Origin of the sequence: Rhodovibrio sodomensis (assembly GCF_016583645.1) — a bacterium.
Taxonomy (GTDB): domain Bacteria; phylum Pseudomonadota; class Alphaproteobacteria; order Kiloniellales; family Rhodovibrionaceae; genus Rhodovibrio; species Rhodovibrio sodomensis.
The window spans coordinates 1-20,331 of the sequence record NZ_NRRL01000083.1; the positions used below are offsets into that span (position 1 = coordinate 1).

Annotated in this window: 16 protein-coding genes; 5 read left to right on the plus strand and 11 right to left on the minus strand. The window is 70.1% G+C overall.

Annotated elements, in window-relative coordinates; all coding sequences use genetic code 11:
• Positions 1-165: 165 nt before the first annotated feature.
• Positions 166-1,494, minus strand: coding sequence for a group II intron reverse transcriptase/maturase (ltrA, locus tag CKO28_RS20055; protein WP_200342595.1), 1,329 nt, complete (start codon positions 1,492-1,494; stop codon positions 166-168).
• Between the two features lie 607 nt (positions 1,495-2,101).
• On the opposite strand from ltrA, the gene CKO28_RS20060 reads away from it, so the two are divergent.
• Positions 2,102-2,596 (plus strand): PAS domain-containing protein, encoded by a 495-nt coding sequence (locus tag CKO28_RS20060; protein WP_200342596.1) that lies wholly within the window; start codon positions 2,102-2,104, stop codon positions 2,594-2,596.
• Between the two features lie 108 nt (positions 2,597-2,704).
• On the opposite strand, the gene CKO28_RS20065 is transcribed toward CKO28_RS20060, so the two are convergent.
• From CKO28_RS20065 to CKO28_RS20085, 5 genes are all read right to left on the minus strand, one after another.
• Positions 2,705-3,547, minus strand: coding sequence for a sigma-70 family RNA polymerase sigma factor (locus CKO28_RS20065; RefSeq protein ID WP_200342597.1), 843 nt, complete (start codon positions 3,545-3,547; stop codon positions 2,705-2,707).
• Between the two features lie 147 nt (positions 3,548-3,694).
• On the minus strand, positions 3,695-4,027 hold the full coding sequence (locus tag CKO28_RS20070) for a DUF6522 family protein (RefSeq protein WP_200342598.1): 333 nt from the start codon (positions 4,025-4,027) through the stop codon (positions 3,695-3,697).
• Entirely contained in the window at positions 4,024-4,620 is a 597-nt protein-coding gene (locus CKO28_RS20075) for a MarR family winged helix-turn-helix transcriptional regulator (protein WP_200342599.1), read from the minus strand. The genes CKO28_RS20070 and CKO28_RS20075 overlap by 4 nt, the downstream gene beginning before the upstream one ends.
• Positions 4,621-4,989: 369 nt before the next feature.
• Positions 4,990-6,609 (minus strand): cisplatin damage response ATP-dependent DNA ligase, encoded by a 1,620-nt coding sequence (locus tag CKO28_RS20080; RefSeq protein WP_200342600.1) that lies wholly within the window; start codon positions 6,607-6,609, stop codon positions 4,990-4,992.
• Complete coding sequence (locus CKO28_RS20085) at positions 6,609-7,703, minus strand: ligase-associated DNA damage response exonuclease (protein WP_200342601.1); 1,095 nt, start codon at positions 7,701-7,703, stop codon at positions 6,609-6,611. The genes CKO28_RS20080 and CKO28_RS20085 overlap by 1 nt, the downstream gene beginning before the upstream one ends.
• Positions 7,704-7,820: 117 nt before the next feature.
• Between CKO28_RS20085 and CKO28_RS20090 the strand changes: the two genes are divergently transcribed.
• The 3 genes from CKO28_RS20090 (at position 7,821) to pdeM (ending at position 11,864) form a co-directional block, all read left to right on the plus strand.
• Complete coding sequence (locus CKO28_RS20090; RefSeq protein WP_200342602.1) at positions 7,821-8,285, plus strand: DUF6314 family protein; 465 nt, start codon at positions 7,821-7,823, stop codon at positions 8,283-8,285.
• Between the two features lie 116 nt (positions 8,286-8,401).
• Positions 8,402-10,891, plus strand: coding sequence for a ligase-associated DNA damage response DEXH box helicase (locus tag CKO28_RS20095; protein WP_200342603.1), 2,490 nt, complete (start codon positions 8,402-8,404; stop codon positions 10,889-10,891).
• 208 nt (positions 10,892-11,099) lie between these two features.
• Entirely contained in the window at positions 11,100-11,864 is a 765-nt protein-coding gene (gene pdeM, locus CKO28_RS20100; RefSeq protein ID WP_242480688.1) for a ligase-associated DNA damage response endonuclease PdeM, read from the plus strand.
• Between the two features lie 200 nt (positions 11,865-12,064).
• Here pdeM and CKO28_RS20105 read toward each other — a convergent pair whose 3' ends face one another.
• The 5 genes from CKO28_RS20105 to hutF all read right to left on the minus strand — a co-directional run bounded on the left by CKO28_RS20105 (position 12,065) and on the right by hutF (position 18,846).
• A complete protein-coding gene (locus CKO28_RS20105; RefSeq protein WP_200342604.1) occupies positions 12,065-12,457 on the minus strand; it encodes an ectoine synthase in 393 nt (130 codons plus the stop codon).
• A gap of 307 nt (positions 12,458-12,764) precedes the next feature.
• Entirely contained in the window at positions 12,765-14,060 is a 1,296-nt protein-coding gene (gene ectB, locus CKO28_RS20110) for a diaminobutyrate--2-oxoglutarate transaminase (protein WP_200342605.1), read from the minus strand.
• Between the two features lie 548 nt (positions 14,061-14,608).
• Positions 14,609-15,856 carry an OpgC domain-containing protein gene (locus CKO28_RS20115; RefSeq protein ID WP_200342606.1) on the minus strand — a complete coding sequence of 416 codons (1,248 nt, stop codon included), beginning with the start codon at positions 15,854-15,856 and terminating at the stop codon, positions 14,609-14,611.
• A 236-nt stretch (positions 15,857-16,092) separates the two neighbouring features.
• A complete protein-coding gene (locus CKO28_RS20120) occupies positions 16,093-17,376 on the minus strand; it encodes a Coenzyme F420 hydrogenase/dehydrogenase, beta subunit C-terminal domain (protein ID WP_200342608.1) in 1,284 nt (427 codons plus the stop codon).
• Positions 17,377-17,466: 90 nt separating this feature from the next.
• A complete protein-coding gene (gene hutF / locus CKO28_RS20125; RefSeq protein ID WP_200342609.1) occupies positions 17,467-18,846 on the minus strand; it encodes a formimidoylglutamate deiminase in 1,380 nt (459 codons plus the stop codon).
• Positions 18,847-18,984: 138 nt separating this feature from the next.
• Here hutF and hutI point away from each other — a divergent pair, with 138 nt between their 5' ends.
• On the plus strand, positions 18,985-20,229 hold the full coding sequence (gene hutI / locus CKO28_RS20130; RefSeq protein WP_437127642.1) for an imidazolonepropionase: 1,245 nt from the start codon (positions 18,985-18,987) through the stop codon (positions 20,227-20,229).
• Positions 20,230-20,331 lie beyond the last annotated feature (102 nt).

Below are 20,331 nucleotides of genomic sequence, written 5' to 3' on the forward strand. Positions count from 1 at the left end.
AGTAGAGTCGAGGAGGAGCGCGGTGGCGGTGGGTCCCGGGGAGTAGCCGTTGGCCGGCGGCTTTCGCCCGATGCCGGTGCCTCAGTCCGGGCCGTCGCTCCGTTTCTCCGCCCCGCTCATCAAACGCAACGTGCGGTTCTCCCGCATTGCGCTTTCCGACTGGCTTCACGTCGAGGCGTTCGACCGGGCGGCACGCGAGAGGGCCTGGACGCTCAGAACGCCCAGCTCGCCGAACAGCCGGTGGTCGCCGAACTGACGGGTGGCCCGCGAGGCCACCTGGTGCCGCCGGCGCAGGAAGTGTCGCGTGCGTTGCGCCACGTGGGCGTCAACGGCCCGGTAGGCCACGCCGCGTGAGCCGTAGCAGAAGTACCCCGCCCAGCCCCGGAGCATCCGGTTCAGCCGGTCGCGGGTCTCCAGCCAGTTCCCACTGTTGGACGGAACCAACAGCGCGCGGACGTTGGCCTTGAGACGTTGAACACTCTTCTTCGAGGGGCTGGCGCCCAGATACCACTTGCCGTTCCAGCGGCGGTAGTGGGCGCCGAGACTGTAGCCCAGGAAGTCGAACTGCTGTGAGCGCGCGTCCACAGTCGCGGTCTTGGTCTCGTTCACCGTCAGCCCCAGCCGCGGCATCGCCGAGCGCAGGCGCGCCATGGCCTCCGCCGCGTGGCCGCGGGTGAGGATGACCAGGTCGTCAGCGTAGGCGACAACATGGGCCTGGAGCTGGTCCCGGTGTCCGTTGCGGCGCCAGTACTTCAGAAAGCGGTTCATGTACAAATTGGCGAGTACGGGCGATAGAACACCACCCTGAGGGGTGCCCTTCGACCGTCTCTTCCCGCCCGTCATGACCCAGTGACCCCGCTCGTCCTGCTCCGCGACCGGCGCCTTGAGCCAGAGTTTGATCAGGCGCAGGACGTTCCGGTCGGCGACGCGCTGGGCGACGCTGCGCAGCAAGTCACGATGCGGAATCTCGTCGAAATACTGAGACAGATCCGCGTCAACCACGTCCGTGTGGCCCGCCAGCAACAGCCGGTGGACCTCCCGGACAGCATCGAGCGCGCTCCGCCCCGGCCGGTAGCCGTAGGCGTTGGGCTCGAAGTCAGCCTCGAGAATCGGCTCAAGGATCAGCTTGGCGGCGGTTTGAGCGACCCGGTCGCGGATGGTCGGGATGCCCAGCGGGCGCTCGCCGCCGTCCGGCTTCGGGATCGTCACCCGCCGTACCGGCTGCGGCCGGTAGGTGCCATCCTTGAGCTCCTGCGCGAGCCCGGCCAGCCAGGTCTCCACCCCGCTCGCCTCGATCGCGGCGAAGCTCTCGCCGTCCACGCCCGGCGCGCCGCCGTTGGCCTTCGCCAGAGCGAACGCGTGGGCGAGCACGTCGCTGCGCCAGATCTTGTCGTGCAGGCTGTAGAACCGGAAGGCCGGGTCGGTCTTAGCCTTCGCGTAGAGCTTTCTCTGGAGCGTCCGGAGCTTCTCCGGCGTTGCTAGACGTTGCGTCAATCGCCGTCTCCTCCTCTCCGTCAAAAGCGTGCCAGAAGCAGGGGTCCTTCCCTCGGCCGGCATTACCCGGCGTCCGCAGTACTACGACCCCTTCCGCCATCCGGGCCGCCCGGCCCCCAACGGAACCGGTGGAGTCGCGACCTCCGGCGACCCGGACTTCCCGTGTTGCGCACCAAGCCGTTCCAACGTGCCGCCTCCATTACCCCGGTGGGCCGGACGGGTGCCCGTGTCGATTGCTTCCCCGCCCATGCAAGCCTTCCCCGTTTGAGGGGCGGGTCGGCGCCCACAACTAGACTTTCGAGGCCTGCTCGGAGTTCACTGCGCGTTACGGCCCGCTGGATCGCTCGACCACCCGAGGTGGCCTTCGTCACGAGGCTTCGACGCAGCCGGTTGCCCACCTGCGCCGCTCGTCAGCTTCCGAACCTAATCGACAACTGTTCGTGTGGTGTCTTCCTCCACTGGCTTGATACGCCTTAGCACGGCACGCCCTCAAATTAGTCCGTTATCCAGCGATTTAATCCTTTCGGTTCCCAACCATACGTCATTACACTCGCGGTATGACTGGGATCGACGCGCAGACGCGGCGTGCGGCCGCGGCGGCAGCACGATGAGTGCGGCCCCCGACGGCGGGCTGGAGCTTCGCCACGAAGACCACCAAGCATTGTACGACTACTGGCGGTCGAAGCAGCAGGGCGACCGCCTGCCCGCGCGCGCCGACATCAACCCTGCGGACCTGCGCTATATGCTGCCGCGACTCGCGCTGATCGACGTGCTGCGCGAGGACGCCGGCATCGCCTTCCGGTACCGTCTGACCGGGACCGAGATCGTCAACCGGGCCGGCCGCGATCCGACCGGGAAGCGGTTCGACGAACTGTACCGCGGCGATTATCTCAAAACCGCGCAAGAGACCTACCGGACTGTGGTCGAGACCGGCCGGGCCCACACCTCGGACCGGGTTTACCCCCTGGTCCCAGGTCGGGAGTACATGAGCTACGACCGGCTGCTGCTCCCGTTGGCGGCCGACGGCGTCACCGTCGACATGGTGATGCTGCTGATCGTGGTGCTGGAGCACCGCAACATCGACCCCCGGTGGCCAAGCTAAGGCAGAATCGCTGAAGGTCGAACCGACCTTCCTCGTGAAGGTCGCCCGGTCTTCTTTACCACATGGCTGGTGCTGAAAGGGGCTGGCACCTTTCGGGAAACCCTGCCGTTAGAGCGCGTTTTCCGGACCGATCGCCTTGCGCAGGTCGCGCAGGGCGGCGGACTCCAGCTGGCGCACCCGCTCCTTGGAGACGCCGAAGCGCTGCGCCAGCGCCTCCAGGGTCAGCGGCCGGTCGCTCAGGTGCCGGTCGCGAATGATCTGCGCCTTGCGATCCGGCAGCGTGCCCAGCGCCTGCATCAGCCGGCCGGTGTGCACGCGCGTGTCGTGCGCTTCGGCGACCTGATGCTCCGGCGAGGGCGCGGGATCGTGCAGCTGATCCAGCCGGCTTTGGGTGCGGTCGCCGTCGTCGCCGGTCAGCGGCGCGTCGAGCGAGACGATGTTGCCCGCGCCCAGCAGCTGCTGGGCCATCAGCGCGACACTCTCGTCGACGCCGTGGCGTTCCGCCACCGTGCGCGCGATCGCACCGCTGTCGCCCGCCTGCTCCGGCGTGCTGGACCGCCCCGCTTCGTCCAGCATGCGCGACAGCGCCTGCCGGGTGTTGCGCGGTACGCGCACGATCGGCTGGGTCTCGGTGGTGTAGCGGCGCAGCCGTTCGTGGATCCAGAAGCTGGCGTAGGTCGCAAGCCGGGTGCCGTGTTCCGGATCGTAGCGCCGGATCGCGTCGAGCAGGCCGAGGCGCGCCTCCTGCAGCAGGTCGTTGCGCTCGGCCGCGCCCTCGTAGCGCTTGGCGAGCTTCCGGCACAGCGGCTCGAAGGCGCGCAGCAGCCGGTCCAGCGCGTCGCCGTCGCCGCCTTCGCGCCACGCGCACAGCAGGTCGCTCTCCTGGGCGGCCGTCAGCATCACGTTGCGCCCGCGGGTCGGGGTCTGCTGGATGATCTGCCCGTCCGGCATCTTGCGCGGCCTCCGGAGCCTTGGGTTGTCGCCGGCCGGTTCGCTGCCGCGCCGGCCCGTGGTCGGATCGCTGTGTCGGGGTCCCGGGTCGGGATCGGGAAGCCGTGGGCGCACCGGCCTGTCCTTTGCCTTGTCGCGCACGCGCGTTCAGGTCTGGCCGCCGACGCGCCGGGCGAGTGCCACCAGCGGCGGTTCGCTGCGCACCCGGGTGTCCGGGCTCGGCGCGGGCAGGTGGTAGGCGGCGCCGTCGGGGGCGACCAGCACGCGCACCGCGTGCTGCCGGTAGGTCACCGTGATCCGCCAGTAGCCGGCGTCCGCCCCCTCGCCGCGCTCGACCCGGCTGTAGACGATGCCGCGGCGCATCTCCGCCTTGAGCTTCGCCACCGACAGGCCGAGGCGCGGGGCCAGAACCTGCGCGTCCACGGTCAGGTCGCCGTCCTCGCCGCGGCCGGTCACGCTGCCGTCGGGCAGGCGGGTCATGACGCGCGCCCGCCTGGCGCCGTCGGCGCCGTCCGCGCCTCGGCGCGCGGCTGATAGGAGGCGCACAGGCAGTCGAAGTCGCCGGTGCCGAGCGCGCAGCCGCTGTGGCAGCAATAGCCGCCGGCCGCCCCGTCGGCGTCGCTCAGGTAGCGGCAGCTCTGACAGGTGCCGAAGCCGCTTTCCGGGTCCTGGGCCGACAGCGCGCCGTTCAGCGAGATCGCCGCGTCGGCCAGCGCCGCGCGTTGATCCTTGGGCAATTGCGCCAGCGCCGCGGCCAGCCGGTCGCCCGGCGCCTGCGCCAGCTTCGCCCAGCCCGCCTGGGTCAGGTCCAGGCGGAGCGTCCGCCGATCGGCATCGGACGGTGTGCGCGTGACATAGCCGGCTCGGACCAGTGCCTTCACCGTCTGCGAGACGGTGCCGCGCGTGGTCGCCTGATAGGCCGCCAAAGCGGACGCGGTCCGCGACATCGGGTTGGCGCGCGCGAGATAGCGCAGCGCGGACAGCTGGGCGCCGGTCAGGCCGTCGCGCGCGCCGTCCGGCTCGCCCGCGCGGCCGAGGTGGCTCAGCAGTCCAGCCAGGGTTTCGGGCTGCATGCGCTCTCTCCGTCAGATCGCCTGAGCGGGTTGGATCGGGATACCAGACCCCGCCGCTCAAGTTAATGATAGTGTTTTCAAACTATTTTGCCTAGGGGGTATCGACCGCCAACGGGCGCCCGAGCGGCTCACAACGACGTGATCGCGGCCCGGACGCCCGTGCGCGTCCGGGCCCGGGGCACACAAAAAAAGCGGGTCCGCGCGCCCTGAATTTTGCTCTAACGGCTTGAAGAGAGCGCAAGATTCAGCTGAAAGGTGGCTGCACCTCTCAGCGTCTTGCTCTAGCGCCTCCTCCCACGGGCGGAAGGGAAGCGGTTCGGCGCCCGAGTGTTCTTACAATCCGCCATACGGCCCGCCCGCGCGCGAAGCCTACCGCTCCACCAGCTTTTCCAGGTTCTCCAGCGTGTCCGCCTCGCTCGCCGGCTTGTCCCAGCGGATGCGGGAGACGCGGGGGAAGCGCATGGCGACCCCGGACTTGTGCCGGTTGGACGGGTGCACGGCGTCGAACGCGACCTCCAGGACCAGCTGCGGGTCGACCGCGCGGACCGGGCCGTAGCGTTCCACCGTGTGGTCGCGCACCCATTTGTCGAGCTGGCGCAACTCCTGGTCGGTAAAGCCGAAATAGGCCTTGCCGACCGGCACCAGTTCCCAGCCGTTCACCTCGGACTTGTTCGCCGCTTCCTCGGACGCGCGCTCGGTGACCGGCCGCCACGTACCGAAGGTGTAGTCGGAGAAGTAGCTGCTGCGCTTGCCGTGGCCGCGCTGGGCGTACATCAGCACGGCGTCGAGGGTGAGCGGGTCGCGCTTCCATTTGAACCAGGGCCCCTTGGGCCGCCCGGCGACGTAGGTCGAATCCTTGCGCTTGAGCATCAGGCCTTCGATGCCGCGCCGGCGCGCTTCCTCGCGCAGCTGCTTCAGGTCGTCCATGCCCGCGGCCGGCAGCAGCTGCGAAGCGTCCATCCGGGCCGGCCGCGTGCGTTCGAGGAATGCCTGCAGCCGCGCCCGGCGATCGTCGAACGTCAGGCCGCGCAGGTCCTCAGCCGACTCGAACAGAATGTCGTAAAGCCTTACGTGGGCCGGATAGTCCCGCAGCAGTTCCTTGGTCACGGTTTTCCGGTTCAGGCGCTGCTGCAGATCGTTGAACGACGCCACCACACCCTGGCGCACGACCAGGAGCTCGCCGTCCAGCACGGCGTCGAAAGTCATGGCGTCGGCGATTTCTGGAAAGGTTCCGGTGATCTCCTCGCCGGTGCGGGAGAAAATCCGCTGCACGCCGCCGCCGGCGACCAGCTGCACGCGGATGCCGTCCCACTTCCATTCCGCGCGGTAGTTCTCGACGTCCAGCTGGTCGAGCTCGTGGTCCTCCAGCGGGTTGGCCAGCATCAGCGGGCGGAACGCGGCGCGGGTGTCGATCTCCGGCCGGCCCTGGCGGCCCTCCAGCCAGGCGAACAGCTCCCGGTACGGCGGGGACAGTCCGTGCCAGACCTCCTCGATCTCGGCCAAGTCGGTCGCGAACGCTTCCGACAAGGCCGTCTTGGCGAGCCGCTCCGAGACGCCGACGCGCAGGCCGCCGGTGATCAGCTTCAACAGCGCCCAGCGCTCGGTCGGCTCCAGCGCGTCCAGCCAGCGCGCGATCAGATCGGGCACATGCGCGCGCTTGGTCTCCGCCAGCGTCTCCACGACCTGCGTGATCTCGGGTTTGCGGTTGGCGCCGGGCTTGGCGGGCCAGATCAGGGCGGTGGTCTCGGCCAGGTCGCCGACGTAGTCGTACGACCACTCGAACAGCACCGGATCGACCCGCGCCTGCACCAGTCCGCGGATCTGACCCGGCTTGGCCTCCTTGAACTCCAGCACGCCGGTCAGCGCCGCCAGCGCATGGCCGCGGTCCGGGTCGCCGACGGTCCGGAAATAGGCGCCCATCAGCCGCAGCTTGGCGTTGCGCGAGGACGTGAAGACCAATCGGTCGAGCAGTTCGGCGAAGCGTTCCATCAGCCGCCCGGCGCCCGATGCGCGCGATCCCCTGGCTGCCCGGTCTGCGCCGTCTCCTCCTGGGCGCTTGAATCCTCCGGGTCGGCGTCCTCCTCGCCCCAGCCGACCACCGCGAGCGCGCGGGCGCGGAAGCCCTGCTGGGTTGCCCAGTGGCACAGCGCCTCCTCGCTGCCGTGGGTGACCCAGACCTGGGGCGCGCCAACGTCGTGCAGGGTCTGGGTCAGCTCGTCCCAGTCGGCGTGGTCGGAGATCACCAGCGGCAGCTCGACCCCGCGCTGGCGGGCGCGCTGGCGCACCCGCATCCAGCCCGACGCCATGGTCGGCAGCGGCTCCGGCAGGCGCCGGGCCCAGCGGTCGTTGAGCGCGGCCGGCGGCGCCAGCACGATCTCGCCCGCCAGGGTCTTCTTGTTCTGCCCCGTCGCGCGCGCCAGCGGACCCAGGTCGATGCCCAGCTCCCGGTAAAGCTCGCACAGCCCCATGAGCGCGCCGTGCAGGTAGATCGGCCGGTCGTAGCCTTCCGCCCTGATCAGCGAGATCAGCCGCTGCGCCTTGCCGAGCGCGTAGGAGCCGACCAGGATCGCCCGCTCGGGAAACTGCTCCCGGGCGGCCAAGAGGCGCCGTATTTCCCCGGCCGCGTCCGGGTGGCGGAACACCGGCAGCCCGAAGGTCGCCTCGGTGACGAACGCGTCGCAAGCGACCGGCTCGAACGCCTGGCAGGTCGGATCGCTCCTGCGCTTGTAGTCGCCGGAGACGACGACCCGCGACCCCCGGTACTCCAGCACCGCCTGCGCGCTGCCCAGGACGTGGCCGGCGGGGACGAAGCGCACGGTGACCTCGCCGATCGTCCGGCTCTCGCCGGTGCGCATCGGATCGTGCACGCGCCCGGCGCGGTCCTGGTAGCGGTGGCGCATGATCGCCAGCGTCTCCGGCGTCGCCAGCACGTGGCCGTGGTCCGGACGCGCGTGGTCGGCATGGCCGTGGGTCACGACGGCGTAGTCGACCGGGCGCGTGGGATCGACGTAGAAGCCGCCGGGGGCGACGTGGAACCCGCGGTCGGTGATCTGGATCCAGCTTTCCGGCTTGGGTGCGGGCATGGCGCTCGGATGGTGGCGGCAACTTGGTCGTGGCAGGCCTAGACATTGCCCCGGGCGCACGCGCGGTCAACGCTGCGGGCTTGACCGAGCGCGCGGGCGCGGCGGAGGTTCCGCGCCATGACCGCGCCAGATCCATTCGATCCACCGCTGCCCGTCGCCGACCTGCGCGCCTTCCTGCCAGGCACATGGCGGATCGTGCGCGAGATCGACGACCGCCGGGCGGGCCAGCGGCACGTCATGCACGGCACCGGCACCTTCGCCCCGGCCCCCGGCGATCCGACCGGGCTGGTCTACGACGAGGAGGTCGTCTGGGCCCCGGCCGGCCAGACCATGACCGGCACCCGGCGCTACCTGATCGCCGGCCTCCGCCGCGCATCCGCCGTGGTGTTGTTCGCCGACGGCCGGCCGTTCCACGCCCTCGACCTCGCCGACGGCGCCTGCGCGGTCCACCACGACTGCCCGCCGGACACCTACACCGGCGAATACCGCGTGCTGGACACAGACCGCTTCACCGTCCGCTGGACCGTCACCGGCGCGCGCAAGGACAGCGTGCTGTTCACCACCTTCACGCGGATGGCGTGAGCACGTCGTCACGGCGGATTCCCCCTCCTCCACTGGGATGAGGGGGATAAGTCGGCGGCCGCTGCACCCCGCGCCCCTTCCCTCACGCGCGTGCGCGGCTATCCTCGGGGGCCGCGATGGCCGACACGCACACCGCCCGCACCGAGTCCGCCCTGCCCGACGCCGCCCTGCCCGATCCGGTCGCCGACTGGTTCGCGGACCGCGGCTGGGCGCCGCACGCCCACCAGCTGGAGATGCTGGCGGCCGGCCGGGCCGGACGTTCGGCGCTGCTGATCGCGCCCACCGGCGGCGGCAAGACGCTGGCCGGCTTCCTGCCGTCGCTGTGCCAGCTGGCGGAGCGGCCGCGGACCGGCCTGCACACCCTCTACATCTCCCCGCTGAAAGCGCTGACGCAGGACATCCAGCTCAACCTGGAGACGCCGGTTGCGGAGATCGGGCTAGACGTCTCGGTCGAGACCCGCACCGGCGACACGCCGCAAGGCAAGCGCAAGCGCCAGCGCCTGCATCCGCCCAACATGCTGCTGACGACGCCGGAATCGCTGGCGCTGATGCTCTCCTACCCGGACGCCCCGGAGTTCTTCGCCGGCCTGCAATGCGTCATGCTGGACGAGCTGCACGCACTCGCCGGGACCAAGCGGGGCGATCTGCTGGCGCTCGGCCTCGCCCGGCTGTCCCGGCTGGCCCCGCAGGCCCGCCGGGTCGGCCTGTCGGCCACGGTGCGCGACCCGGCCGACCTGCGCGCCTGGCTGTCGCCCAGCGGCAGCGACGACGGCCAGGTCGCCCAGGTCGACGGCGGCGAAGGGCCGAAGCCGGAGATCGACATCCTGACCACGCGCGAGTACCTGCCCTGGTCCGGCCACATGGCCGTGCACGCGCTGGGCGAGGTCTACGAGCGGCTGAAGCAGTCCGAAACCACGCTGATCTTCGTCAACACACGCGCGCAGGCGGAGATCGTGTTCCAGGAGCTGTGGCGGCTGAACGACGACGTCCTGGCGATCGCGCTGCACCACGGCTCGCTGGAGGTCGAGCAGCGCCGCAAGGTCGAGGCGGCGATGGCGCGCGGCGCGCTGAAAGCGGTGGTCGCCACCTCCTCGCTCGACCTTGGCATCGACTGGGCGGCGATCGATCTCGTCGTGCAGGTGGGCGCGCCCAAGGGCGTGGCCCGGCTGCTGCAGCGGATCGGCCGGGCCAACCACCGTCTGGACGCCCCCTCGCGCGCGCTGCTGGTCCCCGCCAACCGGTTCGAGGTGCTGGAGTGCCGGGCGGCCGTGCAGGCGGTCCACGCGCGCACCCTGGACGGCGAACCGCTGAAGCCGGGCGGGCTCGACGTGCTGTGCCAGCATATCCTGGGCATGGCCTGCTCCGCCCCGGTCGACCCCGACGACCTCTACGCCGAAATCCGGACCGCCCAGCCCTACCGCGAGTTGCCCCGGCAGGACTTCGACGACGCCTTCGCGTTCGTCGACCACGGCGGCTACGCGCTCAAGGGCTATCGGAAGTTCCGGCGGATGACGCGCGACGACTCCGGCCTCTACCGCGTCGCCTCGATCCCCGACGCGCAGCGCTACCGGATGAACGTCGGCACCATCGTCGAGGCGCCGACCCTGAAAGTTAAGCTGAAGGGCGGCCGCGTGCTGGGCGAGATCGAGGAGTTCTTCGCGCAGTCCCTGCAGCCCGGCGATACCTTCCTGTTCTCCGGTCAGCTGCTGCGCTTCGAGCGGATCAAGGAGCTGACCTGCGAGGTCACGCGCGCGACCAAGGCGGACCAGCCGAAGGTGCCGAACTACATCGGCGGGCGGATGCCGCTGTCCACCCACCTGGCCGAGCGGGTGCGCGGCATCCTGGAGGACGCACGCGCCTGGGCCGACCTGCCGGGGCCGGTGGAAAACTGGCTCGGCATCCAGCGCTGGCGCTCCAGCGTGCCCGGACGCGAGGGGCTCCTGGTCGAGAGTTTCCCGCGCGGCGACAAGGAGTTCCTGGTCGCCTACTGCTTCGAGGGGCGCAACGCCCACCAGACGCTCGGCATGCTGATCACCAAGCGCATGGAACGCCTGCGCCTGTCGCCGCTGGGGTTCGTCGCGACCGACTACGTGCTCGCGGTCTGGTCGCTGCGCGCGCCCACCGACGACCAGGTCGCGCAGCTGTTCGACCAGGACATCCTGGGCGACGAGCTGGAGGAGTGGATGGACGAATCCTCGATGCTGCGCCGGACCTTCCGCAACGTCGGCGTGGTCGCCGGGCTGATCGAGAAGCAGCTGCCCGGCCAGGAGAAATCGGGCAAGCAGGTCACCTTTTCCGCCGACCTGGTGTACGACGTGCTGCGCAAGCACCAGCCCGACCACATCCTGTTGCGCGCGACCCGCCAGGACGCCGCCGGCGGGCTGACCGACATCCGCCGCCTGTCGGACATGCTGGGCCGGGTGGCCGGGAAGATCCGCCACACCCGATTGGACCGGATCTCCCCGCTCGCCGTCCCGGTGCTGCTCGAGATCGGCCGCGAACAGGTCCACGGCGAGGCCCTGGACGACCTGCTGGACGAGGGCGCGCAGGCGCTGATCGAGGAAGCGACCGGGCCAGAGCACGACCAGGCGCAGTTGCCGTTGTGAGGACGCTTCTCCCTCACCTGCAATACTTTAGTCCCCTCTCCTCCAATGGGAGGAGAGGGCAAGGGAGAGGAGGTTGCCCGCGGCATTGGCGCCCGCGGCACGGTTTCCAGCGAAGCCGATGCCCCGCGGTCCCTCCTCCCCTAACCCCTCCTCCCAGTGGAGGAGGGGGATCGGTTCGAGGGGCGTCGCTGTCGCAAGGAACCGCTGGATGCCCGCGCGCGAATCACGCACAAGGGATCGGTCGCACGATCCCGATCCCCTGGAGTCGTCCGCCCGCGCCATGGCCGAGACCTTCGTCGACAACGAGCCCGCGATCCGCCTGAACGGGGCGGAGCTGGTGCCGGACGTCTCGGGCGCGCTGTGGTGGCCGGGGCGCCAGACCCTGGTGGTGGCCGATCTGCACCTGGAGAAGGGCAGCAGCTACACCCGCCACAACCTGCCGCCCTACGACAGCCGGGCGACGCTGGAGCGCCTGCAGGCGGTGATCGACCGGCGGCGGCCAGACCACGTGATCTGCCTGGGCGATTCCTTCCACGACCGGCGTGCCGCCGACCGGCTGGCGGAGGACGAGCGCGCGCGGGTGCAGGCGCTGGCCGCCCGGGTCGCCTGGACCTGGATCGCCGGCAACCACGACCCCGCCCCGCCCGCGGACTGGGGCGGTTCGGTCGAACCGGACCTGAGCGTGGGCCCGCTGGTGTTCCGCCACGCCGCCGCCCCGGACCGCCCGGGCGCGGGCGAGGTGTCCGGCCACTATCACCCGAAAACCCGCGTGCGGGTGCGCGGCAAGGGCGTCGCCGCGCGCTGCTTCGTCGCCGACGGCCGGCGGCTGATCCTGCCCGCCTTCGGCGCCTATACGGGCGGCTTGAGCGTGCTCGACCCGGCGATCTCCCGGTTGTTCCCAAAAGCCTTCACCGCCCACCTGATCGGCCGGCGCGCGGTCTATCCGTATCCGCGACACGCGCTGGTGGGTTAGAGCAAGATGCTGAAAGGTGAAGCTACCTTTCAGCTGAATCTTGCTCTCTCTTCAGGCAGTTAGAGCAAAATTCACGATGAAGGTCGCCTGGACCTTCATCGATTTTGCTCTAGTCCACGGCGGCACTCATCCCGCGGGCAACCTCCTCCCCTCGCCCCTCCTCCCCGTGGAGGAGGGGGATGAAGTTCGTATGTGCGCGATCAGTCCAGCAGCGGATACACGCCGTTTTCGTCGTGGGTCTCGCGACCGGTCAGCGGCGGGTTGAACACGCAGACCATGCGCATGTCCTGGGTGCCGCCGCGCAGGTAGTGGCGCTCGTGGCCGTTCAGGGCGTACATCGTGCCGTCGGTGATCTTGTGCACCTCGCCGGTCTCCAAATCCTCGATCTCGCCGTTGCCGGCGACGCAGTAGACCGCCTCCAAGTGATTGGCGTAGTGGATATAGGTCTCGGTCCCGGCCTTGATGATCGTTTCGTGGAACGAGAAGCCCATGCCGTCGCGCTTGAGCAGGAAACGGCGGCTCTTCCAGTTGCCGTTCTCGGCATGCACGTCGGCTTCGGTGTCCACGATGTCGGTCAGATGCTTCACGATCATGGCGCGGTCGGTCTCCCTCGTCGGATGGTGGCTTTAGAGCTGCATGCTTGACGGCCGAAACGGCCTTCGCGCTGAAGGTAGCTCTAACTTGTTGCAGATAGGGCAAGATTCAGCTGAAAGGTGAGTCCACCTTTCAGCATCTCGCCCTAAGATGCGGTGAGACGGCGGGCGCACGAAAAGGCGCCGGCCCGGGCGGGGTGCAGTGCGCACCTTGCCCGGACCGGCGCCGGAAAGCCAGTGCGCGATCGCTGAAGGTAACCTCACCTTCGGCGTGAACGCACTCTATCTCGTCGTCTTAAGCGCGGGGTCAGGCGACCTTGCCGACCTTCTCGGCATGCCGCTCGACGGCCGCGTCGAGGGCCTGCTCCATCAGGTCGAGGCCCTTCTCCAGGCCCTGCTGGTCCAGGGTCAGCGGCGGCAGCAGCTTGGCCACCTCGTCCGCGGCCCCGCTGGTCTCCATGATCAGGCCGCGCTTGAACGCTTCCTCGGTGACCGCATCGGCGAGGCCGTCGACGTGCAGCGCGATGCCCTGCATGAAGCCGCGCCCGCGCACCTCGGAGGGCACGTTCGGGTGCTTGGCGGCCATCTCCTTCAGGCGCTTGGTGATGAACGCGCCCTTTTCGCGCACGCTCTTGGCGAGCTCGTCGTCGCGCCAGTACTTCTCCAGCGCGGCCGTCGCGGCGACGAACGCGGGGTTGTTGCCGCGGAAGGTGCCGTTGTGCTCGCCCGGTGCGAACTTGTCGAACTCCGGCTTGATCAGCGTGATCGCCATCGGCATGCCGTAGCCGCCAATCGACTTCGACAGGCAGATGAAGTCCGGATCGATGCCGGCCGGCTCGAACGAGAAGAACGTGCCGGTGCGCCCGCAGCCGGCCTGCACGTCGTCCACGATCAGCTTGATGTCGTGGGCCTTGCAGATCTGGTCCAGGCGCTTCAGCCACTGCGTCGAGGCGGCGTTGATGCCGCCCTCGCCCTGCACCGGCTCGACGATCACCGCGGCCGGGTGGCCCATGCCGCTGCTGCTGTTGTTCAGCATCGCTTCCAGGTAATCCAGGGTGTCGATGCCGCAGTTGTCGGCCTTGCACCCCATCAGCCCGTCGTAGGGCACGAAGATGGTGTCGTCGAGCGTCTTGCCGGCACCCTTGCGCTTGAACTGGTTACCGGTCACCGACAGCGCCCCCAGGGTCATGCCGTGGAAGGCGTTGGTGAACGAGACCACGGTGGTCCGGCCGGTCACCTTGCGCGCCAGCTTCAGCGCGCTTTCCACCGTGTTGGTGCCGGTCGGCCCCGGGAACATGATCTTGTAGGACAGTTTCCGGGGCTGCAGGATGATCTCGTTGAACGCCTTCAGGAAGTTCTGCCGGGCCACCGTCGCCATGTCGAGCGAGTGGGTGATGTGGTCGCCCTGGATGTACTCAAGGATCTTCTCCTTCATGGCGTCGTCGTTATGCCCGTAGTTCAGGGCACCGGCGCCGGCGAAGAAGTCGATGTAGGTGTTCCCGTCGGTATCGGTCAGGGTGTAGTTCTTCGCCTTGTCGAAGACGACCGGGAAGCCGCGGCTGTAGCTGCGCACGGCGGACTCGTATTTCTCGATGATATCCATGGGCTTGTGCCTCCTGCCGCGGCCCGTATCGCGGACGCGCGGCGATCTGCCGGGTGGCCGCCGCCCGGACGATCGGGCGGCGTCTGCGAATGACGTCGGACGATGCCGGCTCCCCGTATCCGCAACGGCCCCACACACCGGTGGACGCGGGATCGCTTGGGGAGCGGAAGACGCGGGCGCCGCGGACCCGATGAGCGGCCGAGCGCTTCGGAGAGCGGTGCCGGTGGCCGCGCCATTGGAAGACCTGCGGCGACCGGACGTTCGTGTCGGCTCAAGTGATTGCGGCGCGGTTCGTGGTCCTGCGTAAGTCGTGCGGTCGTCGGCTCGCGCACGGCGGCAAGTGCCGCGCTGTAACGGCTGAGGAGGATGGCAGAAACAGGCGAAAAGTCAAGCTCGCCCCCTCGTGTACGGCTGTCCGGCGACGCCGCTACTCCCGCCGTACGCCCGGTTTCGCGCGCCAGGTTGCCGGCCCCGTGCGGGCATTCGTCCCGCCCGGCCTGCGCCCGCGGGCGGCCGCCGTTCGCCCCGCGGCCGGTCCCGCCGGACGGCTATTCCGCCGGGAAGGCCCGACGGCCGGGCGGGTCGCCCGCGGCCCCCTGGCGCGCTGCTCCCTGTCCCGCTGCCCCTTGCCCCGCGGGGTCGGCCGCGCCGGCCGGCTGCCGGCGCCACGGCTCGCTTTTCAGCCAGGCGACGGCGTAGGCGACGGCGATCAGCACAGTAAAGCCGACGGCGTTGACCAGCAGGGCGGTCAGGGCGTCGCGCTCCCAGATATCGAACGCCATCGCGCCCACGCGCGACAGCACGATCGAGGTGATGAACACCGCCAGCGCCTGCTGCCCGACCTTGCGGATCGGCGCGATCCAGCGGGCGTAAAGCAGCTCCTCGCGGCGGTAAAGGATGGCGCGCAGGACGTAGGCGATCGCCAGGAAGTGCAGATAGCGCGCGATCCCGAAATCGGTCTTGTCGAAGGTCGGCAGGATCGCCAGCCCGATCGCGTCGAACACCGGAACGTTGTTGAAGATCGGGCCGTAGCAGATCGGCACCATGACGATCAGATAGCCGGCCGCGAGCCAGGTCCACAGCCGGCTGGGCGGCGGGACCGTGATCCAGCCGCGCGCGATCGCGAAACCGGTGAAGAAGATCAGCTGCCAGGCGAACGGGTTGAAGAACCAGGTCCGGTCCGACCACCACTCCGCCGGCAGGTCGAGGCCGATCGCCCGGTTCGCGCCCCAAAGCAAGAGCGGCGCCGCCAGCCCGACGATCGGGTTCAGGCGGTAGAGGGCGACCATCGCCGGGACCAGCAGCAGCGCCACCATGTACATCGGCAGGATGTCGAACAGGTTGGGCACGTAGGTCAGGGTGAACAGCCCGATCAGCCCTTCCTTCGGATTGTTGAAGAAGGCGTACAGGTTGAGCTGCGCGACGTAGTCGCGGGTGTCGAGCGCCCAGGTGCCCAGCACGCAAACCCCGGCGGTCGCCAGGAACATGCCGATCTGCGCCCAGTAGATCTGCCAGACCCGGTACAGCACCCGCGCGATACCGAGCGTCCAGCCCGCGCGCAGAAAAACGCCGCCGAACGCGATCGCCGAGGCGAAGCCGGAGCAGAACACGAACCACTCGGTCGCGTCCGACGGCCCGAACCGCGCGGGGATGTAGCCGGTCCAGGGATTGCCCGGGATGTGCGCGATGAAGATGATGAACATCGCCAGGCCGCGCATGACGTCGATGCGCGGGTCGCGCCGGCTTTTCTTCGTCGGGTCGGGCGTGGTCGCGGGCGCGGTCGTTGCGGTGTTCACGTGCACGGGCCTCGGTGTCGGTGGTCAGGCGCACGATACCGCGGGCGGCGGGGACACGCGCAACTAACATCCCTGCGAGCAGCGGGCGCCGGGCTTTGTTCGTCCCCCGTCAATCGTACTTCGACACGGCGCCTACGGCGCCTGCTCAGCATGAAGATGCTTGTTTATCAAGCCGCTGACATATCGATCATCCGAGCAGCCGGCCGCAGGCCGGCGTGTCGAAGGACGCCCAACGGCTATTCGTCCGCCTCTGGCCCGGCCTTTTCCCGCGGCTTCTCGCCCTCCTGCGGCTCAAGCCCGTAGGGCCGCGCCAGCTCCCAGACGTGCTGCGGCACCATGTTCTTCATCTTCGCCGGGGCTTTCAGGCGCAGGTGGATGATCGTCTCGACCGCCTTCATCTCCAGGCGCGCCCGGGCGAACTCGATCCCGCGCGGCCCGACCAGCGGCATGATCCGGCCGACTAGCGGGCGCAGCCAGTTGGGCATGCCGCGCACCGGCATGCCGCCGGCGGCCTTCTCGGTATTGAGCTTGAAGCCCTCGACATGCTTGCCGCGCTTACCCTTGTCGCCGGGCGCGCCGATCTTCAGCTCGTCGCCCAACAGGTCGACCAGTTCCTGCCCGCGGTCGTTGCGCACCAGCAGCCACTGCTCGCCCTCGCCCGCCATGTAGCCGACGGTGATGTCCGCCAGCACGTTGGTGTAGTCGACGCAGGTCCGGCAGGTGGTCGGCCAGAAGTCGTCGGGCAGCTTGGAGATCGGCAGCATCAGGAAGGGGAACTCCTTCTTGCTGCCGTCGGCAAAGCGCATCTCGCAGAAGTAGTCGGCGCGGAACTCGAAGTAGGTGACCTCGCCCGGCGTGTCGGTGATATGGCTAAGGAACGCGTGGAACTTCTCGGTCGTCGTGTTGTCCGAACACGGCGTGCCGATGACGTAGATGCGCTCGAAGCCGAGCTCCCGCTCCAGCGCGCGCAGGGCGTAGACCTGACAGGGGATGCCGATCACCGCGACCCGCTTGTAGCCGGCCTTGAGCGCGGGCTCGAGCAGGGCCAGCAGTGGCGCGTAGCCCATCTTCATGCCCCGGCACTGGGCCATCCCCTCCGGCTCGGTCACGATCACCGGCTTGGGCGCCCAGATGTCGTCGTCCTGGTGGCTCATCGCCAGCACGGCGTCGACCGCGTCGGACTCCAACAGCCGTTCGCCCAGACGGGTCGCGATGCCGGTCCATTGCGCGCCCGCGCGCTTGGCCTTGAGGGAAGCGCGGACCATGCGCTGGAACGGTCCGAAGAACTTCTCGTCGCCGCGGGTCATGTCGCGGGCGCGGCCGTGCACCCGTTCCTCCAGCGCCGGATAGTCCGGGGCGATGAACTGACAGGCCCGGCCGCAGCGCCCCGGATCGTCGGTGCGCGAGATGCCGCAGTCGGTGCACAGATCGCGCGGCGCGGACTCCTGGATCTCCGGCGTCCAGAGCGCGGCGCGTCCGTGGCCGCCGGTCCCCGATGCGTCGCCGTCCTTCGGCGCCATGGTGCGCGTCGTCCCCCTGCCCGCGTTTGCGTTGCTTGATCGCACATCCGCCTGGGAAGCCTAGCGCCGCCCGCGCCCGACGGCCAGGGGCTAACCCAACTGTGGCAGCAGCTGCGCCATCGCCGCGCGGTAGTCCTGGAGGATCGCGTGCTCGGCGGCGTGCCGCCGGTCCTCGACCCTCCATTGGCCGCCGGCCATGACGTCGCGCACCGCCGCGCTCGGCTGCTGGACCAGCAACGCGTCGAGCAGCCGGTCGTCCGGCACGCCGGCCAGCGCCGGCACCGCGCGGTCCAGCACCAGCAGATCGGCGCGCGCCCCGGGTACCAGCTGCCCCACCTTCTGCCCGAGCGCCCGCCGCCCGCCCAGCCCGGCACGGCTCAACAGATCCGCCCCGGGCCCGTCGCCGGGGCGCTGCGGGCGCAGCCCCGGCCGGCTGCCCTGGCGCAGCCGCTGGCCGTGGTCCAGCCAGCCCAGCTCGGCGAACGGATCGCGGCACAACTGGCTGTCGCTGCCGACCGCCATGCGGCCCCCCTTGTCGGCGAACCGGGCGGCGGCGAACAGGCCGACGCCCAGATTGGCCTCGGTGGTCGGGCACAGCGCGAGCGTGACGCCGCGCGCGGCCAGCTGGTCGACCTCGGCATCGGTCGTGCGGGTGGCGTGGACGAAGGTCCAGGTGTCGTCGACCAGATCGGGCGCGTCCAGCAGCCAGGCGGCGGGGGGCTTGCGGTACCAGTCCTGGACGGCCGCGACCTCCGCCGGGCGCTCGGCGAGGTGGATGTGGATCGGCGCGGTCCGGTCCAGCCGTCGGAAGCCGTCGACCGCCGCCTGCAGCGTTTCCGGCGTGACCGCGCGCAGCGAATGCGCGGCCAGGCCGACGCGCACGTCCGGCTGGCCGCGGGTCTCCTGCTGCACGCGCTGAATCAGGTGCAGCAGGCGCTCCGGCTCGTTGACGAAACGGCGCTGCTCGGCCGCCGGCGCCTGGCCGCCGACGCCGCCGTAGCCGTACAGCACCGGCAGCAGCGTCACCGCCATGCCGGCGTGCCGGCCGGCGGAAAGCACGCGCCAGGCCATCTCCGGCAGATCGCGGTAGGGCCGCCCGCGCGGATCGTGATGCAGGTCGTGAAACTCGGCGACGCTGGTGTAGCCGGCCTTGAGCAGCTCGACGTAGGCCTGCGCCGTGACCGCTTCCAGCTGCTCCGGGGTCAGCGCGTTCGCCAGGCGGTACAGGCTGGCGCGCCAGCCATCGAACCCGACGGCGCGTTCCGCCAGCCCGGCGAGCGCGCGCCGGAACGCATGGCTGTGCGCGTTCGGCACGCCCGGCACGACCGGTCCGGTCAAGCCCGTCGCGCCCGCGGCGTCGGCGTTCGCGCGCACGGCCGTCAGGCAGCCGCCCTCGGCATCGACGCTCAGACGCACGTCGGTCGCCCAGCCCTGCGGCAGCCAGGTACGCTCGGCAAAATAGTCCGGCATCCTTCCACCCGCCTTGCCACCGGGGCCACGGGAAGCTTAAGGGGGAGTCCGGCCGACACACAACGCATCCCGGCAAGGCGTCGCGGCCCGGCGGCGGCCCGAGACGCGCGCGCTGAAGCGCCGGCGTGGCCTGGCGGGATGATCCGAAGGACATGGGCGATGTGGGACACCCTCTGGCTGGACGCGCGCCTCGCCACCATGGTGCCGGGGTCCGGACAGCCGTACGGCGCGATCGAGGGCGGCGCGCTCGCCATCAAGGACGGGCGGATCGCCTGGCTGGGCCGCCGCGAGGAACTGCAGGGCGCGCCGGAAAAACTGGCCAAGCAGGTTCACTGGGTCGAGGGGCGCTGGATCACCCCCGGCCTGATCGACTGCCACACCCATCTGGTCCACGGCGGCAACCGCGCGGGCGAATTCGAGCGCAAGCTGCTGGGCGCCAGCGAGGCGGAGATCGCCGCGGAGGGCGGCGGCATCCCGGCGACCGTCGCGGCGACCCGGTCGGCGAGCGACGGCGCGCTGCTCGAAACCACGCTGTCGCGCCTGACACCGCTACTGAAAGAGGGCGTGACGACGCTGGAGATCAAGTCCGGCTACGGGCTGCGCGCGCAGGCCGAGATGAAGCAACTGCGCGTCGCCCGCCAGCTGGGCCGCAGCACGCCGCTCGACGTGGTCACCAGTTTTCTGGGCGCCCACACCCTGCCGCCGGACTACGACGGCGACCGCGCGGCCTACATCACGGCGGTGGCGGAGGAGATGCTGCCGGCGGTGGTCGAGGCCGGGCTGGCCGACGCGGTCGATGTGTTCTGCGAGCGGGACAGCTTCGACGCGCGGCTGTGCGAACGCGTGCTGGCCGCCGCGCGCGGCCACGGCCTGCCGGTCAAGCTGCATGCCGACCAGCTGTCGGATAGCGGCGGCGCGGAACTGGCCGCGCGGTACGGCGCGCTGTCGGCCGACCACCTGGAATACGCGAGCCCCGCGGGGATCCGGGCGATGGCGCGCGCCGGCACGGTCGCCACGCTGCTGCCGGGCGCGTTTTACTGCCTGCGCGGCACGCGGAAGCCGCCGGTCGCCGCGTTTCGGGAGGCCGGCGTCCCGATCGCGCTCGCCACCGACAGCAACCCCGGCAGCGCGCCCGTGACCTCGCTTTTGTTGATGCTGTCGATGGGCTGCACCCTGTTCGACCTGACCCCGGAAGAAGCGCTCGCCGGGGTGACCCGGGAAGCGGCGCGCGCGCTCGGCCTGGCGGAGAGCCGCGGCACCCTGGAACCCGGCAAGCTGGCCGACCTGTGCGTCTGGGAGATCGAGCGCCCGGCCGAACTCGCCTACCGCGTCGGCTTCAACCCGATCGCCTACGTCGTCAAGAACGGCCGCGCCCGGGGATGAGCGGCGCGCGGGGTGAGGCGGCAATAGCCGGGCGTCGAGCTGCCATCCCCTCTCCCTTGAGGGGAGAGGGAGGGGCCGCGCCGGTCAGGGCGTGGGAGGGTG

Coding starts and splice junctions, on each gene's coding strand:
- CKO28_RS20070 (WP_200342598.1), bottom strand. CDS start 4,027: ATGACCCGCCTGCCCGACGGCAGCGTGACCGGCCGCGGCGAGGACGGC.
- CKO28_RS20090 (WP_200342602.1), top strand. CDS start 7,821: ATGACCGCGCCAGATCCATTCGATCCACCGCTGCCCGTCGCCGACCTG.
- hutI (WP_437127642.1), top strand. CDS start 18,985: ATGATCCGAAGGACATGGGCGATGTGGGACACCCTCTGGCTGGACGCG.
- pdeM (WP_242480688.1), top strand. CDS start 11,100: ATGCCCGCGCGCGAATCACGCACAAGGGATCGGTCGCACGATCCCGAT.
- CKO28_RS20080 (WP_200342600.1), bottom strand. CDS start 6,609: ATGGAACGCTTCGCCGAACTGCTCGACCGATTGGTCTTCACGTCCTCG.
- hutF (WP_200342609.1), bottom strand. CDS start 18,846: ATGCCGGACTATTTTGCCGAGCGTACCTGGCTGCCGCAGGGCTGGGCG.
- CKO28_RS20085 (WP_200342601.1), bottom strand. CDS start 7,703: ATGCCCGCACCCAAGCCGGAAAGCTGGATCCAGATCACCGACCGCGGG.
- CKO28_RS20105 (WP_200342604.1), bottom strand. CDS start 12,457: ATGATCGTGAAGCATCTGACCGACATCGTGGACACCGAAGCCGACGTG.
- CKO28_RS20120 (WP_200342608.1), bottom strand. CDS start 17,376: ATGGCGCCGAAGGACGGCGACGCATCGGGGACCGGCGGCCACGGACGC.
- CKO28_RS20075 (WP_200342599.1), bottom strand. CDS start 4,620: ATGCAGCCCGAAACCCTGGCTGGACTGCTGAGCCACCTCGGCCGCGCG.
- CKO28_RS20095 (WP_200342603.1), top strand. CDS start 8,402: ATGGCCGACACGCACACCGCCCGCACCGAGTCCGCCCTGCCCGACGCC.
- CKO28_RS20065 (WP_200342597.1), bottom strand. CDS start 3,547: ATGCCGGACGGGCAGATCATCCAGCAGACCCCGACCCGCGGGCGCAAC.
- ectB (WP_200342605.1), bottom strand. CDS start 14,060: ATGGATATCATCGAGAAATACGAGTCCGCCGTGCGCAGCTACAGCCGC.
- CKO28_RS20060 (WP_200342596.1), top strand. CDS start 2,102: ATGAGTGCGGCCCCCGACGGCGGGCTGGAGCTTCGCCACGAAGACCAC.